Source organism: Nocardia sp. NPDC051030 (assembly GCF_040683015.1).
Classification (GTDB): Bacteria; Actinomycetota; Actinomycetes; order Mycobacteriales; family Mycobacteriaceae; genus Nocardia.
In genome coordinates, this window is sequence record NZ_JBFBCD010000011.1 from 90504 (window position 1) to 106251 (window position 15748).

Here is a 15748-nt window from a genome sequence, read left to right on the forward strand (position 1 = left end):
GTTCGAGTCAGCTACCGACGATCGAAGGAGAGACTGTGCCGAGCGAGGCCGTGGATGTCGTGGTGATCGGAATGGGTCCGGGAGGCGAGGACGCGGCGACGCGATTGGCGCAGGCCGGATTGTCGGTCATCGGCGTCGAGGGGCGCTTGGTCGGCGGTGAATGCCCGTACTACGCCTGCATTCCGACCAAAATGATGGTGCGCGCGGCCGGTACGCTCGCTGAGGCGCGGCGGGTCGAGGAGCTCGCGGGATCGGCGACGGTGCAAGCGGATTGGAGTACGGTCGCGACCCGCATTCGCGATGAGGCCACCGACAATTGGGACGATGCCGTCGCGGTGGAGCGGTTCGAGAAGGCAGGCGGTCGCTTCGTGCGCGGCTGGGGCCGGATCACCGCACCGGGTGAGGTGACCGTGGCGACCGCGGATGGCGACCGGGTGTTCCGAGCCGGACGCGCTATTGTCCTCAATCCCGGTACGGCTCCGGCGATCCCGCCGCTGCCCGGTCTGGCGGACACGCCCTACTGGACCAATCGGGATGCCGTCACCGCCACCCAAGCGCCGGAATCGCTGATCGTGCTGGGTGGCGGTCCGGTGGGTGTGGAGTTCGCGCAGGTCTTCGCACGGTTCGGGGCCGAAGTCACGGTCGTGGTGCCTCGCCGTCTCCTGCCGCAGGATGAACCCGAGGCCGGGGAGCTGCTGGCCGAAGTATTTGCCGCTGAAGGAATCACCGTTCGCGCAGGCGTGCGCGGCACCCGGGTCGAATACGACGATTCCGGCTTCACCGTCGAACTCGACAATGGCGAATCCCTCCGCGCCCAGCGCCTCCTGGTCGCCACCGGCCGCCGAACCGACCTGTCCGCCTTGGGAATCGGTGCGATCGGCCTGGACGAGTCCGCGAAATCGATTCCCGTCGACGACCACCTGCGGGCCGCCGACGGCGTCTGGGCGATCGGTGACATCACCGGCACGGGCGCATTCACCCACATGTCGATGTACCAGGCTCGACTCGCGGCACAAGACATCCTCGGCTCATCCACCGAACCCGCTGCCTACCACGCGGTCCCGCGCGTGACCTTCACCGATCCCGAGGTCGGTGCCGTAGGCCTGACCGAAGAGCAAGCCCGAGCCGCAGGCCTCACCCTCCGCATCGGCAAGGTTGATATCCCCTCCTCGACGCGCGGCTGGATTCACAAAGCGGGCAACGAGGGTCTGATCAAGCTCATCGAAGACGCCGATCGCGGCGTCCTGGTCGGTGCCACCTCCATGGGGCCGGTCGGCGGCGAAGTCCTCAGCGCCCTTGCTGTAGCCGTGCACGCCCAGGTACCGACTGCGACATTGCGAGGAATGATCTTCGCCTATCCCACTTTTCATCGAGCCATCGAAGCCGCCCTCGACGCACTCACCGAGGGGTGAGGCTCGGATACTCGATCGAATTTAGGTTCGCGCATGGAAACTAGTTTCTGTACTGTGGCAGAGGTGAGTGAAGCACTGACACCACAAGAAGCGCTGGACATCGCCTCGAACACCACACAGCGAGCCCAAGCCGCTCCGGCTACGCATTGGTGGGCCCCACCGGTCGGAGGGCTGCTGGCCGGGCTCACCGTGCCCCTGATCGTCACTGCGATCCCGGACATCCCGGCGAATCTTCTTCTCCTGGTGGCCGGAACCGTCACGGGGGCCGCCTACTTCATTCTCGTCGGGCGGGTGATGCAGACCTGGCGAAGCGGCGGCGTCATGCCCCGAGCCTATTTCCAGGAACCCGTCCAGCCATGGAAGCAGCTCGTGGCGTTCGAGCTGCCGCCGCTCTTGCTGGGCGGGTTGTGCGCGAGCCTCAATGGCTGGATGAGCATTCTGGGCGGAGTGCTTATCGCGGGCTGGGTTTGGTATCAGCTGGCGCGTAAGCGGGCCAGGGCATGCCCGAACTGAACGAGGCGTTCGCCTCGGTGCCGCGCCTGAAGCTGGTCGCATTCCTGGAGGGTTGCCAGGAGGCCGAATTCGGTGCGATCACCGAGCTCTGCGACCTCAATAAATCCACCCTGTCGAAGGCGATGACCACCCTGGAAGCCGCCGGGTACGTCACCGTCACCAAGGGGTATGTGGGCCGCAGACCGAGAACCTGGCTCGCCCTCACCACCGACGGTCGCAAGGCCTATCGCGAACACCTCTCCGCACTCACCGCGCTCACCCGCATGGGGCAGGAGAACGCCGCGGAACGCTAGGACTCCGGACCGAGCTCCACCACCGTGCCGGGGCGGGCGAGGGAGGCGACGGTAATGCGGCCACCCTTGGCCTGGTCGATGATCTGGCCCTGCCAGGCGGTGAAGCAGGACGCGATTTCGCTGTTGTAGGCGCGGGTGAGGATGGGGGTCAAGGTTTTGGCGAACTCCCCCTCGGCGGCGATGAGCTGGTCACGGTAAGGGCCGTAGTAGGGGAGGATTGCTTGCAGGACAACCGTTTCCACGGCTTGCACCTGGGTGATCAAGGGGTCGATCTGCGGCTGGAATTGGGTGATCACCGGGGCTATTTCGGCGAGTACCGGACCGACCAGTTGCAGGATCGGCTGGTAGACCGAGCCCAGGGCAAAGGCCTCCGAGGAGAACGGGCCCGCCAGGGGCGCTAGACCGATCAGGGAAGCGAGGCCGCCCTGTTGTTTCGGTGCGGGCCAGCCGAGCGGGCAGGCGGGCTGAGTGTTGACCGGTGCGGCGGCGAATGGGCTGGTCCCAAGGGGAACCGCCGAATCCGGGCCTGCGGGCTGGGGATTCGTGCCCGGCGAGCTGGCCGGACCGAGTGCGACGGCAGCCGGGACACTCGCGAGCGGAACCGCTGCGACGGGTGCACCTCCGGTTGCGGGTGGCACAGAGTCGAGTGTCGAAGGGGGCGTCTGCGTCTGGGGCGCGGCCAGCGGCGCTGCGGCGGGCTGGTTCTGGGAGACCACCACGGTGGCGACGTCTTCGTTTTCGCGGACCGTCAGTGCGGTCACCGCGACCGCGCTGCCGATCACGGTGACCGCGGCAACGGCTCGGATCGCGCTGGACAGGGCGGGCCTGGTGTTCGGGCGGGAATTCATCGAGATCGTGTCCTTCTCGGGGCTATTTCGGCTGTGCCGCAGGCGATGTGGGTGGCGCGGACGGTGCGGCGGCGTCGGGTTCGAAGACGCCTTCCAGATGCCAGACGCCGGTGAAACCATTGAATGGGCCGCCCACGATCAGGCTGGTCCATTGCAAGGTGAAGTGGCGGGTGCCGGGGTCGTAGGTGCCGGTCGCGGAGGGGCCTTGCGTAGCGTCGGATTTCGGGCGGTCGAACCATTCGTGGGCGACGAAATCCCAAACCTTCTGCACCTGTTCGGCACCCGCGACCTGCGCGCCCTGACGTTCCGGTGGCTTCGGCGCGCCCTGATTGAACTCCTGGTCGTTCCAGGACGCCGCCCAGGAGGCGAGGTTCGCCGTGAGCTTGTCGCCCTCACGGGTGACGGTCGGCGGTGACACCTCGCGCTGGGTCTGCGGATCGACCGGGTTGGTGGAGATGCCGAACTCGACGGCGAAGAACTTGGTCGGCTTGGTGATCGACGCGGACAGTGAATTGCCGTGCGCGAAACCGGGCTTGGGCTCGCTCTGGAATGCTCCGACGCGCAGCCCGCCGGCGGTGCCCGGCTCGAGCAGCGTGGTCGCGCCGCCTTGGGCGGGCGAATCGCCATTGGGCATGTACGGGCCCTGCTCCGGCGTCCCGCCCGGCTGCGCCATCCGGAACCAGGTGCCGGTGACGGTGTCGCCGCTGACCGCACCCGGTGTGAACCGCAGCAATCCGATGAGCTGTTCGGGCGCGCCCGATTTCGCGGTATCGCCCTCGCTGCTGGAACATCCGGGCAACACCAGGGTCAAGGCGGCCACCACGGTCGCCGCGATCGTCATACGTGCCCTCATAACGAGCCACCTCCTGGTTTCGGCCGACTCGGCGAGCGGATCGCGGATGCCGCGGCGACCAAGGCCAGCACGCCGGGCAACAGGAAGAACCAGCCCAATCCGCGGAATGCGGTGAAGCCGAGCGGTTTCGTCGAGTCGTTCAGTGCGACGACGGCATCGAAGTTGACGATGTTGTCGTTCATGACGCCGATCAATCCCGCGAATCGGGACGTCATCGGCTGCCATCGGGATTCGAGGGCGGTGATGCCGGTCAGGTCGGCGTCGGGGTGTGCGGTGCGGACCGCGCCGGTGTAGGTGCTGTTCAATTCGCCGTCGGCCGCGACCAACGTGACGAAATAGCCTTGGACCTTGCGTACCTCGTCGTGGGTGAGGATCGGCCGGAAGCCGTCGATCAGCGGTTGCGCGGCGGGCGCGGCGGGGAACAGGCCTCCCACAAGGGGAACCGCTATCAGCGCGAGGGCGGCGACCGCGGCCGTCGATCGCCACGCGAGCGCGCGATTACCTGCCTGCGCACGACGTAGGCCGAACGCCCCGGCCACGATCAACACCAGGCCCGGCAGGGCGAGCAGCCACGGGAGATCACCGAACGGCGGTATTCCGGCGAGCTTTTCGTAGTTGCCCCGATTGGCGTCGATCGCATCGACCATCTCGGACATGTCCGACCGGATCCCCGGGTAGTCATTGACGAACTGGTCGACGCGACCGGATCGGCCCTGCTCCTGACCGGCGGCCCGCAGCGCGATCACGTTGGTTCTGGCGTCATCGAGCACCCGCAGATCGGTTCGATAGTCCTCGATGCGCGACTGCGTGACGTGCGGCGCGAACGAGTCGATCATGGCTTCGCCCTTGACCGCTCGCGGGAACATCCCGGTCACAATGGGCGCCAGGACCAGCAGCGTGCCGACCACGATGAGCACCACGAATGGCCACCTCGTCGCCGGAGGTGGCGGCGGCGCTTCGCGATTCGAGACGAAATCCGAATACGCGGGCAGCCCCGAGCTCTCCGACGCCGAACTGCGTGGCGACGTCACGGCGGTCATCGTTTTCGGTTCGCTAAGCGGTCCGCCCCGAAGAACGCGCCGACCGCCACCACGGCGAGCACGACCAGTCCGGGCACCAGCCAGCCCGGATAGTCATGTCCACGTGCGATTTCGACGGTTTTCGTGGCGAGCACCGGGTCTGCCTGCACCGGCTGCGACTGTGCAACGGGTGCAGCCACCGCCGCGCCCGGCGCACTGTCCGTCGACGCACCGGGTACCGGAGCCGCAGGTACAGCGGCCGCGGGAGCGCCCGGCGTGGTCGCCAACGGCGAGGCCGCCGGAGCCGCCTGCGGCACCGATCCGCCCCGATACTGCCCCGCCAAATGCCACAACCCGGTGAAGTTATTGAACGGCCCGCCCACGATCTGACTCGTCCATTCGATGACGAAATTGCCCGCCCCGTCGATGCTTCCGCTGATCGGACTGGTCTTCCCGGGCAGTCCGCCGCCCGGCTTGGGCGAGCCCTGATTGAACACCTGGTTGTTCCAGGTGACTCCAAGACTGCTCAGATCACCCGAGATGTTCCCGCCGTCGGAGTAGAGCTGCGGCACCCCGGTACCGCCCCCAGTCTGCGGATCGGTCGGATTCGTCGCGGTCGCGAAATCGACGCCATAGAACCGCACCGGCGTGGTCACCCGCCCCGACTGCGCATTCCCCGCGGCATCGAATGCCGCCGCGGGCTGCGGCTGATACCCGCCACTGACCAACCCGCCGTCACTGCCCGCCGACAGCGGCGTCACCGTCTGATCACTGCATCGCGAGTCACTGTTCTGCAGATACGGCCCACCCGCATCCCCGGTCGGCAGAATCATCCTGAAGAAACTGCCCGTCACCGAGCCCCCTGAGCAAACCCCCGGCGAGAGTGCGAACAGCCCGTTCAACGCCGCGGGCTCGGCGGAAGCGGGCGGCGCGGCAAGCGCCGACAGGCCGAGAACGGCGAACGCGGCGAAAATCCGATAAGAGTTCCGACCCATGGGGCGTCCTTCGATTGGTGCGGGATCCGGTTATCCGGCAGCAGACACCATCGGAACTCGAGAAACCCGGAAAGTCCCGGGTTGAAACCATCGTGAACCGAACCCCGGCAAACCCTGGGACACCGCCCCTTCACCCCCGACGCAACCCCTACCGGATATATGACACAGACGAATTGATTAAGTATCGGATCGTAATCATTGCTGGTCATACGCTCGAAATCGCGAGATCCTGAGAGACATCGATAAACCCGATCGGTTGGGCGGTGGGCATATTGCGAATCTCGGAAATCTTGCGGCGTAAGGGCTCGGACATAGTCACGATTGCACCGAATGCAACAGTGCGTGAGTTGCTGAGAGTGCTGGCGGCACACAATGTCGGCGCGGTGGTGGTCTCACCCGATGCGGCGATCATGTCCGGCATAGTCTCCGAACGAGACATCGTCCGATGTCTCCACAGAGACGGTGCGGCAGTCCTGGACGCCCCGGTCTCCGACATCATGACCGCGATAGTCCACACCTGCTCACCCGAAGATCACGTCGCGACACTCAATGCAACGATGACCAAACACCGCATCCGGCACCTCCCCGTCATGGAGGACGGCCGCATGATCGGCATAGTCAGCATCGGCGACGTAGTGAAGAGCCAGATCTCCGAGCTGGAAACCGAACGCGAACAACTGGTCCGCTACATCCAAAGCTGAGCCCCGGGTCTCCGGCTGCCAATTCGATTGCACAAGGTGCAGTTTCGGCCTCAGGACAGTGTCGCTCCGGGGGCGAACGCGGGCAGCCTCTCCAGGCTGCTGCGCACGGCCTCCGCGCCGTACTCGAACATCTGCCGCTCGTAATCGTCGACCGCGCCGAGCAGATCCCGGCGGCCTTCGTTGGCCTCGATGAGGCAGCGGCGCAGCAGGTCGGCATCGCGCAGCGCGGTATTCGCGCCATTGCCACCGGTCGGGGAGGTGGCGTGGATCGCGTCGCCGAGCAGCGTGACCGGGCCGGAAGCCCAGCGCGCGCCGGGCTTGACCACCCGGATCGACAGCAGCGCACTATTGTCCGGGTCGGCCTGTTCGATCAGCGCGCGCAACTCCGGGTGCCAACCTTCCATCCTGGACAGCACGGCGTCCTGCGCGGTCAGGTTCTCCAGCGAGCCATTCGGCGGCAGGATCATGGCCCAGCGCACGTAGTCGCCGATATCCGGCAGCGTGATCTCGGGGGCCAGTTGTTCGGCGGCCTGCTTGGGCGGAGTGCGGAAGCGCATCGCGCCGAGCAGCAGGCTGACGCCATCGCCCGCGATCTTCGAGCCGAAAGCCTTGGACAGCACGGCGAACTCGTCGGTCAGCGGGGTACGGCCGATGACGAACCGGACGCCGGTGTCGGTCGGAGTGGTCTGCGGCGACAACTGTCCGCGCACCGGGGAGGTGACGCCGTCCGCGCCGACGAGCAGGTCGGAGGTGACCGGGTCGCGGCGGGCGAAACGGGCCTGAACACTGCCGTCGGCCAGCAAGCCATAGCCGGTCAACGCGGCATCGGTGTGCACGGTGAGGCCGGTTAACAAGAGGTGCCGCAGCACCTGGCGGTCGACCACGATGCCGGTCCGGCTCGCGCCGAGCCTGCCGATCTCGTTCAGCTGCGGGTCCAGGATCAGCTGTTCGGCGGAAGCCTCCATGACGATCTCGTCCAGCAGCGAATGCCAGCGCGTCGGCAGGCAATCGCGCACCGCCTGAAAACCGATCGGGTTCAACACGAGCCGATAGCCCTGGAAACGGGCGACGATCCCCGGATCGCGCTCGAACACCTCGGCCTCGATCCCGGCCCCACGCAGCCCCTGCGCGAGAGCCAGACCTCCCAGACCGGCTCCGACAACGGAAACTCGCATCACGCACCTCCGAAACATCGACACGAACTTAGTTCGTTATGACGATCTAAGTTCTACGCAACGAACTAAGTTCGTATCAAGCTATAGTGGCCGACATGTCCGCCGATCCCCGCCAACGTCGCGCAGCTCGCCACGCCCAACCCGCAACGGAGGCCGCCGCATCGGCACCACGCAAGAAGCCGATCACTACCGACCGCATCACCGACGCGGCCCTGGAAGTCGTCGCCACCGAGGGATACGACGCGCTGACCATCCGCCGTGTCGCCACCCTGCTCGGCACCGGTCCGTCATCGCTCTACGCGCACATTGTCAACAAGAACGACATCGACGATCTACTGATCGGCAGGCTCTACGCCGAAGTCGTTCTCCCCGAACCGAACCCGGCCGCTTGGCGCGAGCAGCTGCTCGATGTGTACACGCAGATCCGCGACCTATACCTGAAATACCCCGGAATCTCCCGCGCCGCCCTGGCCATGGTCTCGACCAACCTGGAAACCCTGCGCGTCGGCGAAGGAATCCTGGCAATCCTGCTCGCAGGCGGCGTCGAACCCAAGACCGCCGGATGGGCCCGCGACGCCCTGTCCCTCTACGTCAGTGGCTACGCATTGGAGCAGTCCCTGGTCCAGCAACGCCGCCGCAACCCGGACCAGGACTGGGTACTCACCCACGAGGAACTCCTGGACCGCTTCACCGCACTCCCCGCCGACCAATTCCCGCACACTCGCCGCCACGCCGCCGCCCTGATCTCCGGCACCAGCCACGACCGCTTCAATTTCGCCCTCGGCCAACTCATGAACAACCTGCGACCCGCATGATCAAGTACGCCACCGCGATCCGCGGACTCGAATTTCCCGATCACCGAGGGCATCGCTGACACGATCCCTCAGGGTGTGGCGGTGGCGTGTGCGCGGTGGTCACGAATCTCGTCGTGATGGGCGGTGGCCCAGCCGATCAGGGAGGCGACGATCTCGTGGAGACCGCGCCCGAGGGGGGTGAGGGTGTACTCCACGCGCGGGGGGACTTCGGCGTAGGCGGTGCGCGTGATCAGGCCGTCCTGCTGGAGTTGGCGCAGGGTGAGGGTGAGCATGCGCTGGGAGATGCCGGGGACTCGATAATGCACGTCGGTGTAGCGCAGGGGTCCGGCGTCGAGCGTGGCGATGACGAGGAGACTCCACTTGTCTCCGACGCGGTCGAGGACCGTGCGAATGAAATCCATCTGCTCGGCGGGGATGTTCGCGCACGGGCCTGCCGCGGCCGCCGCTCCCGAACTGTCGCTGACCTCCATGGCACACATTCCTCTCCGTCACGCACACCGCTGTGCCTTTTGTATCGCCTCCAATACTGGTCCAGTATGGCGCCACGAACAAAAAGTATGAATTGGAGGAACCTCTCATGTCGTACCTGCTCCACATCGATGCTTCCGCACTCGGCGAGGGATCCATCTCCCGTCAGGTCGCCCAGTCCTTCCGTGACGAGTGGCAGGGGCCGGTCGTTCACCGCGACCTGGCCCTTACCCCCGTGCCACATCTGAGCGCGGCGGGCGTCACCGCTCGCGTCACCGACCCCGCCGACCGCACCGCCGAGGAGGCCGAGGCGCTGGCAATCCAGGACGAGCTGATCGAGGAGTTCCTCGGCGCCGACGCTTACCTGTTCACCGTGCCGCTGTACAACCTCACCGTGCCATCGGTGTTCAAGGCGTGGCTCGACCAGATCCTGGTCGTCGGCCGCACCATGAGCCTCACAGAGCCCGTGTCGACGGCCGGTCGCCCCGCCGTGGTGATCTCCGCCCGTGGCGGCGGCTATGGACCGGGCACCCCGAAGGAAGGCATGGACCATCTAGTACCGACGCTGGAACACATTCTGGGAGAACCCATCCTGGGTCTCGACCTCACTGTCATCACTCCCGAACTCACCATGGCTCCGCATGTGCCTGGGATGACGCCGCTACTGCCGCTGCACGAGACGTCCATGCTCGAGTCGCACAACCAGGCCCGCCGCCTGGGCTCGGCCCTATCCGGCCGATCCGCCGCCTGACCCGCTCCCGACCAGCCCACAAGGCGATCGATCACTATGAGCTACTGATTCGATCAGTATGTGTCGAAAGTTACCGGCAGGCACCGACATTCGACTACCGCCGGGCCCAGTGATCAGGCCGGGTCTTGGTCCAGTGCGGTGATCAAGGTGCTCAGGGAGGTCATGAGGGTTTCGCGTTGCTGGCCGTCGAGGTGTTCGATTGCCGCGGCGAAGCGTTGGATGCGGGCGGAGGTGAGGCCGTTGACGAGGTCGTGCGCCTGTGTTGTGGCGCTGAGGAGTTGGGCTCGGCCGTCTTCGGGGTCGGCGTCGCGGACGAGGTAGCCCGCCTTCTCGAGGCCGGTGACCATGCGCGACATGGTGGGGGCGCTGACTCGTTCGATGTTCGCGAGATCGCTCAGGCGCATGGGGCCGGTCCGAGCCAGGGAGGCGAGCGCCGAGGCGGCCCCGGGGCTCAGGGCCCCGAGGTCGCCTGCGTGGCGCAGTAACCGAAGCAGTCTGCCGATCGCGTGGTAGAGCTCGGCCGCCTCGGTGAGCTGGCCGGGGGCCGGCACCTCCGCGGACCTGTCGGCGAGACTCGTCGGCTCGTAGCTCACGGGTAGCGCTGCCTCCTGGCTTATCGGATCAGATTCCGGCGCGGGCAGCCTCACGCAGTTCCTCGGCCTCGTCGGGTGCCTTCCCGCCGCCGGCGAACCACGACGCCACCGCTCCGACCAGCATCATAATCGCGGCCGCGAGGAACACGACCACCAGACCCGAGTGGAAGGGGCCGGAAATCAAGTGCGGGAAGAACTCCTGCCCGGTCAGCACGTCGGCCTTGACGCCCGGCTTGTCGAGCGTGCCGCTGGGGCCGAGCAGTTCCTTGAACGGGTTGTAGCCGAGGAACGTGGCGAACAGGCTGCCCACGGGCGGCATATCCGCGATCTGGCCCGCCACATTCGCGGGCACGCCCTGCTCGCGCAGGCCGGAATCCATTGCGCCGGGCAGGGTTCCGGACAGGCCGACGATCATGAGCGAGAAGAACACGCCGATCGACAGCGCCATGCCGCCGTTCATCAGCGTGGCCCGCATGCCGGAGGCGACGCCACGCTGCGAGGCCGGGACCGCGGACATGATCTCGGCGGTGTTCGGCGAGGTGAAGATGCCGGTGCCGAGGCCATTGAGCAGGATGAGCAGCGCGAACAGCCAGTAGTTGAAGTCGACCGGGATGATCACCAGCAGTACGAAGGTGACCGCGGCCAGCGTGAGCCCGCCGGTGGTGAACCAACGCCCGCCGAACCGGTCGCTCAGCCAGCCTGAGAGCGGGCCCGACACCAGGAAGCCCAGGGTTAACGGCAGCATGTAGATACCGGCCCATAGGGGAGTGGATTCGAAGTCGTACCCGTGCAACGGCAACCAGATGCCCTGCAACCAGATGATCAGCATGAACTGCATGCCGCCGCGGCTCACCGACGCCATCAGGCTCGCGAGGTTGCCCAGCCCGAACGCGCGGTTCTTGAACAGCGCCAGATGGAACATCGGCTGCTCCACCTTGGATTCGATGTAGCAGAACAGGATCAGCAGCGCGATGCCGCCGAACACGGCCGCCAGCACCCACGGATTGTCCCACCCGGTCTTCGAATCACCGTGCGGCTGAATGCCATACGTGATGCCGGTGAGCAGGGCGGTGAGTCCGAGCGCGAAGGTCACGGTTCCCGGCAGATCGAGCGACCCCGGAGTGCGCACGCCGGAGTCATGCAGCGACCGGTACGACCAGATGGTACCGAGAATGCCGAACGGCACGCTCACCCAGAAGATCGCCTTCCAATCCCACTCCGACAACAACCCACCGACCAGCAGCCCCAGGAATGAACCCGCCACGGCCGCAACCTGATTGATCCCCAGCGCCACACCGCGCTGGTTGGCCGGGAACGCATCGGTCAGGATGGCCGCCGAGTTGGCCATCAACATCGCCCCGCCGACGCCCTGAACCACTCGCCACCCGATCAACCACAGCGCCCCGCTCCCGTGATCGAACGGATCGAATGTCAACGCCACCGCGCACACCGTGAACACCACGAACCCGAGGTTGTAGATCCGCACCCGCCCGAACATGTCGCCCAGCCGCCCGAACAGCACCACCAGCACCGCAGAGGTCAACAGAAACCCCATGAGCAGCCACAACAGGTAGCTCACATTCCCAGGTTCCAGCGGATTCAGATCGATCCCCCGAAAGATCGCAGGCAGCGAGATGATCACGATCGACGAGTTGATGGTGACCATGAGCATGCCCAGGGTCGTATTGGACAGCGCCACCCACTTGTAGTGCGGATGATCGCGATCGACGCGCAACCGTCGCCGAATGGTCTGAACATCACCGTCATCGAGATCGGTGGTGGGGGCCGCAGCCAACTTTGCCTCCCAGAAGCGAAACGAACGTGCAAACAGCTCCCCAATATAGTTGCATGTTGCTAACTAAAGAAACAGTGACGGGCCCCACTCACCGAGACCTGAGGTGTTGATGTTCGAAGTCGACTGCATTGACGTTCGAAGTGGCCTTCAGTGGCGGTAGTACTGGGACTGCGTGTCTTGACCCAGCTGAACCGGCGAAGCCAGATCGCAATGCCGATCTCTGTCGGCAACCGACCGTGTCGCTCACGTACCAGTTGGCGTCTTGATTCAGCATTGAGACGCAGCGGTTGCGCGGCCCTACGGTTGCGGACTCGGTTGGTCGGCCAGCCTGGCTGTGATGTTGTCCTGGAGTTCGTTCATGGTTTTGGTGAACACCGCTTCGAGGTCCACCTCGTAGCGGTGGGCAAGGATCAGTACGGACCAAAGGCAGTCGGCGAGTTCGTGTTCCAATGCGCCGCGGCCCCCGGGCATTTCACGGGTGCCTTCGGCGGCCATGACCAGCTTCGCGAGGTCGCCGACATCGCCGACGAAACCGAGCATGAAGTCCGCGCGGGTCCAAGTCCGGCCCCGCTCGGCGAGGTTCAACGCGTCGTAGAGGTCATGGATTGTGATCGCCTGCGTCTGAAGTTCGTGAATGTCCACGCCGCCATGTCTATCAGCGCTCACCAGATCTACTGGGCCGCAACAGGTCAGATGTCATCGCCCTCGTTCCGCAGATCCTCGGGCGAAAACCAGCGATCCGTATGGTGGGTATCCGTGGACCTCGGACTGACAAATCTGATCGACCCTCGCCGACGGCTTCTTGCTGACCAGTCGCGCGCGTTCTACGAAAAGCGTCCGGCCGGACGAGGTCCGAACAGTTCGGAGGAACTTCGCGCATTCCGAGCCGCTGTCGCCAGCCCTGCCCCAGCGAACCCGCCAGCCGTCGAAGAGTTCGTCACTGTCGATGGACGCAGCGCCACGCTGCGGATCCACACTCCAGTGGACACGACGGTGAAAGGGGTGTTCTTGGAGATCCACGGGGGCGGTTTCTACATGGGTTCGGCCGCCGCCGGCGACGTCCGCAACCGTCGACTCGCCGACACACTCGGCATCGCGGTGGTGAGCGTGGACTATCGGCTCGCGCCCGAGCACCCGTGGCCGGCCGCTCCCGACGATTGCGAAACCGCCGCACTCTGGCTCGTTGAGCATGCCCAGGAGCGTTTCGGCACAACGAAGCTCGCTGTCGGCGGCGCGTCAGCTGGCGCAACACTGGCGATGAAGACACTGCTGCGCCTGCGTAATCGGGGAATCACCGAGTTCAACTGTGCTGTGCTGCAGTTCGGAACCTATGACCTGAGCGCACAAACACCGGCGGGACGCCTGATCGCCGACGAGTATTTCCTCGACGCCTATGCCGGGGCGGCACCGGACCGGACAGACCCGGACCTGTCGCCGATCTACGCCGACCTGTCCAACCTGCCCCCGATCCTCATGGTCGTCGGCACCGCCGACATCCTGCTTCAGGACAACCTGGCCATGGCCGCTCGACTATCAGCCTGCGGTGCGGACGTTGATCTCCGCGTCTACCCTGACTCGCCCCACGGGTTCACCGGCCACCCGACCCCGATGGCCCAGGCCGCACTCGACGACATCCACACCTGGCTCGACGGCCACCTGAGCCGACACCCGAACCCCTTGCCGCGCTAAGCATCCGCACCCGCATCCGTTCGGCGACGGGCAGTAGGCCCGTCAATAGGTCGGCCCGAGCACGCCGAGAGCAACGTCTCGCCTTGCCGCGTCGCATAGACATCCTGGAGACGCCGCATCGATGCCCGGCGGGGTCTGGATGAAATTCCAGCCCTCGCCGCATCGAGTGGAGACAGGAAGCTCAGCCTCCAGAGCCGGACGGGGGTACCGCGGCGCCGGGGGCGGCGCCGTTGATTGCGAAGCCGGTCAGGCTGTCGCCGCCGCGGCATCCTGGGTTGAAGGTGAGGGTTGAATGTGGGCCGACTACGCCGCTGAAGCCGTTGGTGTACTGGGTTTGGGCTGCGGGGGGCTGGCCGGGGACGGTGGGGGCTGTGTATGGGTTGGTCAGGCAGAAGGCGACACCTGAGACCGTGTATGGCTCATCGTTGTCGTTCGTGCAGGTCATCCCGGTGCAATTCACGCCAGCCGCGAATTCCTGCGCCTGTGCCACTCCGACGCCGGTGAGCGAGACCGCGACAGCCCCCGTTGCGACCATCAAAGCGCTGATTACCCGAGCATTCATTTCGGCACCTTCCCTGGGGAAACTCCGGAACTAGGCGTCACCCACTGTATGGCTACCTTCCGGCAATCGAATGACTGGGGTTGGGCTACTCAGCGCGTACCGCTGAGGAATTGGTCGATGAAGGGCCAGGTGGTGGTGGCGGCGTCGGAACCGGCGATGAGGGCTAGGTGGTTGGTGTCGGTTACCTCGTTGTAGACGACTTCTTTGGCTGAGGGGAAGACGCCGGTGCCGGAGGAGACGGTGGGGGCGGGGGCGAGATGGTCTGTGCGGCTGGCTATCAGGTGGACTCGGCAGGTGAGTTTGGCTAGTTCTATTGCCCGGTCTTTGTTGAGCTGGATGGTTCCGGAGGCTAGCTGGTTGCGGAGGATCACCTGTTTGTAGAGCTGGCGGTAGACGCGGCCGGGGTAGCCGGGCATGGCGTCGATGAATCGGTCGATCGCTTCCATGCGGGCGAGGGCTTCGGTGCCGGTGATATTGCGGGCGATGAACCAGGGGCGGGTGAGTTCGCGGGTGAAGGCCGATGCGCGGAATCCGGCTTGGACGGCGAAGGCGGGGATGCCGCCGAATAGGGCGGTGGCATAGTCGATTTCGCGGCCGCCTGTGAGTTTTCCGAATAGACGGACGGGTGCGAGTGGGATGTTCTTCGCGAAGTTGATCGGGGTGCCGAGGGCGGTGACTGAGGCCAGGGGGAGGTCGGCGCGGTCGGCGGCGGTCAGGAGGGAGAGGATGCCGCCCAGGGACCAGGAGATGATGTCGACGGGTGCGCCCTCATGCTCGGCGCTGACGGATTCGATTGCGGTGGGGAGGATTTCGTCGATCCAGTGCTCGAAGCCTAGGTCGCGGTCTGCCTCGGTCATGCGGCCGTAGTCGATCACGTAGGGCTGTCTGCCGGTGTCGAGCAGGAATTGGGCCAGGCTTTGGCCGGGGCGCAGGTCGTAGCAGGAGGCGTCGACCGCGAGCGGCGGGACCAGCAGGACCGGATTGCCGATGGCGGGGGTGCCGCGGTCGAATCGCCGGAGCTGCTGATGCGGGCGGTCGTAGAGGACCGTCGAGGGTGTTCTGACGGGCGCTTCCACGCCGCCGCCGAAGGTCAGCGCCCAGCTGTTGCGCAGCGCGAGGGGCAGGGTGCCGGGAATCATCGGGCGTACCGCCTGCCGTGTGCGAGCCGTGCTGATGTCATGCGGATGTCAGTCCCTCCACGTGGTCGCGCAGCCCCATTTCGCGCTACACCCCTGGTCAAAGATGTTACAGAGCGTAACAGATAGT

The 15748-nt window shown here is 65.7% G+C and carries 18 protein-coding genes; 7 read left to right on the plus strand and 11 right to left on the minus strand.

Going from position 1 to position 15748, the window contains the following annotated elements; all coding sequences use genetic code 11:
• Positions 1 to 35 precede the first annotated feature (35 nt).
• From AB0N05_RS32735 to AB0N05_RS32745, 3 genes are all read left to right on the plus strand, one after another.
• Positions 36 to 1412 carry an NAD(P)/FAD-dependent oxidoreductase gene (locus AB0N05_RS32735; protein WP_364701129.1) on the plus strand — a complete coding sequence of 459 codons (1377 nt, stop codon included), beginning with the start codon at positions 36 to 38 and terminating at the stop codon, positions 1410 to 1412.
• A 63-nt stretch (positions 1413 to 1475) separates the two neighbouring features.
• Positions 1476 to 1925: a hypothetical protein gene (locus tag AB0N05_RS32740; RefSeq protein WP_364701131.1), complete on the plus strand. Its 450-nt coding sequence runs from the start codon at positions 1476 to 1478 to the stop codon at positions 1923 to 1925.
• Positions 1913 to 2218: a transcriptional regulator gene (locus AB0N05_RS32745; RefSeq protein WP_364701133.1), complete on the plus strand. Its 306-nt coding sequence runs from the start codon at positions 1913 to 1915 to the stop codon at positions 2216 to 2218. The genes AB0N05_RS32740 and AB0N05_RS32745 overlap by 13 nt, the downstream gene beginning before the upstream one ends.
• Here AB0N05_RS32745 and AB0N05_RS32750 read toward each other — a convergent pair.
• Genes AB0N05_RS32750 through AB0N05_RS32765 form a run of 4 tightly spaced genes read right to left on the minus strand, consistent with a single transcriptional unit; the run spans position 2215 to position 5933 of the window.
• A complete protein-coding gene (locus AB0N05_RS32750; protein ID WP_364701135.1) occupies positions 2215 to 3066 on the minus strand; it encodes a hypothetical protein in 852 nt (283 codons plus the stop codon). The two genes, AB0N05_RS32745 and AB0N05_RS32750, sit on opposite strands and share 4 nt — an antisense overlap.
• A gap of 22 nt (positions 3067 to 3088) precedes the next feature.
• A complete protein-coding gene (locus AB0N05_RS32755; RefSeq protein ID WP_364701137.1) occupies positions 3089 to 3919 on the minus strand; it encodes a hypothetical protein in 831 nt (276 codons plus the stop codon).
• A complete protein-coding gene (locus AB0N05_RS32760) occupies positions 3916 to 4950 on the minus strand; it encodes a hypothetical protein (protein ID WP_364701139.1) in 1035 nt (344 codons plus the stop codon). The genes AB0N05_RS32755 and AB0N05_RS32760 overlap by 4 nt, the downstream gene beginning before the upstream one ends.
• Before the next feature lie 5 nt (positions 4951 to 4955).
• Positions 4956 to 5933, minus strand: a complete 978-nt coding sequence (locus AB0N05_RS32765; protein ID WP_364701141.1) for a hypothetical protein — start codon at positions 5931 to 5933, stop codon at positions 4956 to 4958.
• Positions 5934 to 6205: 272 nt separating this feature from the next.
• Here AB0N05_RS32765 and AB0N05_RS32770 point away from each other — a divergent pair, with 272 nt between their 5' ends.
• Positions 6206 to 6634: a CBS domain-containing protein gene (locus AB0N05_RS32770; RefSeq protein WP_364701143.1), complete on the plus strand. Its 429-nt coding sequence runs from the start codon at positions 6206 to 6208 to the stop codon at positions 6632 to 6634.
• A gap of 50 nt (positions 6635 to 6684) precedes the next feature.
• Here AB0N05_RS32770 and AB0N05_RS32775 read toward each other — a convergent pair whose 3' ends face one another.
• Entirely contained in the window at positions 6685 to 7809 is a 1125-nt protein-coding gene (locus AB0N05_RS32775; protein WP_364701145.1) for an FAD-dependent monooxygenase, read from the minus strand.
• Positions 7810 to 7904: 95 nt separating this feature from the next.
• On the opposite strand from AB0N05_RS32775, the gene AB0N05_RS32780 reads away from it, so the two are divergent.
• Positions 7905 to 8624, plus strand: a complete 720-nt coding sequence (locus AB0N05_RS32780; RefSeq protein WP_364701147.1) for a TetR/AcrR family transcriptional regulator — start codon at positions 7905 to 7907, stop codon at positions 8622 to 8624.
• Positions 8625 to 8692: 68 nt separating this feature from the next.
• On the opposite strand, the gene AB0N05_RS32785 is transcribed toward AB0N05_RS32780, so the two are convergent.
• Positions 8693 to 9025: a helix-turn-helix domain-containing protein gene (locus AB0N05_RS32785; RefSeq protein ID WP_364701668.1), complete on the minus strand. Its 333-nt coding sequence runs from the start codon at positions 9023 to 9025 to the stop codon at positions 8693 to 8695.
• A gap of 176 nt (positions 9026 to 9201) precedes the next feature.
• Here AB0N05_RS32785 and AB0N05_RS32790 point away from each other — a divergent pair, with 176 nt between their 5' ends.
• Complete coding sequence (locus AB0N05_RS32790) at positions 9202 to 9843, plus strand: NAD(P)H-dependent oxidoreductase (RefSeq protein ID WP_364701149.1); 642 nt, start codon at positions 9202 to 9204, stop codon at positions 9841 to 9843.
• A gap of 113 nt (positions 9844 to 9956) precedes the next feature.
• On the opposite strand, the gene AB0N05_RS32795 is transcribed toward AB0N05_RS32790, so the two are convergent.
• From AB0N05_RS32795 to AB0N05_RS32805, 3 genes are all read right to left on the minus strand, one after another.
• Complete coding sequence (locus tag AB0N05_RS32795) at positions 9957 to 10436, minus strand: MarR family transcriptional regulator (protein ID WP_364701151.1); 480 nt, start codon at positions 10434 to 10436, stop codon at positions 9957 to 9959.
• 28 nt (positions 10437 to 10464) lie between these two features.
• The gene (locus AB0N05_RS32800; protein ID WP_364701153.1) at positions 10465 to 12231 is read right to left on the minus strand and encodes an MFS transporter; all 1767 of its coding nucleotides are present in this window, start codon (positions 12229 to 12231) and stop codon (positions 10465 to 10467) included.
• Positions 12232 to 12528: 297 nt separating this feature from the next.
• Positions 12529 to 12897 carry a MazG nucleotide pyrophosphohydrolase domain-containing protein gene (locus AB0N05_RS32805; RefSeq protein ID WP_364701155.1) on the minus strand — a complete coding sequence of 123 codons (369 nt, stop codon included), beginning with the start codon at positions 12895 to 12897 and terminating at the stop codon, positions 12529 to 12531.
• A gap of 90 nt (positions 12898 to 12987) precedes the next feature.
• Between AB0N05_RS32805 and AB0N05_RS32810 the strand changes: the two genes are divergently transcribed.
• Complete coding sequence (locus tag AB0N05_RS32810; RefSeq protein ID WP_364701157.1) at positions 12988 to 13920, plus strand: alpha/beta hydrolase; 933 nt, start codon at positions 12988 to 12990, stop codon at positions 13918 to 13920.
• 181 nt (positions 13921 to 14101) lie between these two features.
• Here the strand turns inward: AB0N05_RS32810 and AB0N05_RS32815 are convergent, their stop codons facing one another.
• Both AB0N05_RS32815 and AB0N05_RS32820 read right to left on the minus strand, forming a co-directional pair.
• Entirely contained in the window at positions 14102 to 14482 is a 381-nt protein-coding gene (locus AB0N05_RS32815) for a hypothetical protein (RefSeq protein WP_364701159.1), read from the minus strand.
• 89 nt (positions 14483 to 14571) lie between these two features.
• Positions 14572 to 15621, minus strand: a complete 1050-nt coding sequence (locus AB0N05_RS32820) for an alpha/beta hydrolase (RefSeq protein WP_364701161.1) — start codon at positions 15619 to 15621, stop codon at positions 14572 to 14574.
• Positions 15622 to 15748: the final 127 nt, after the last annotated feature.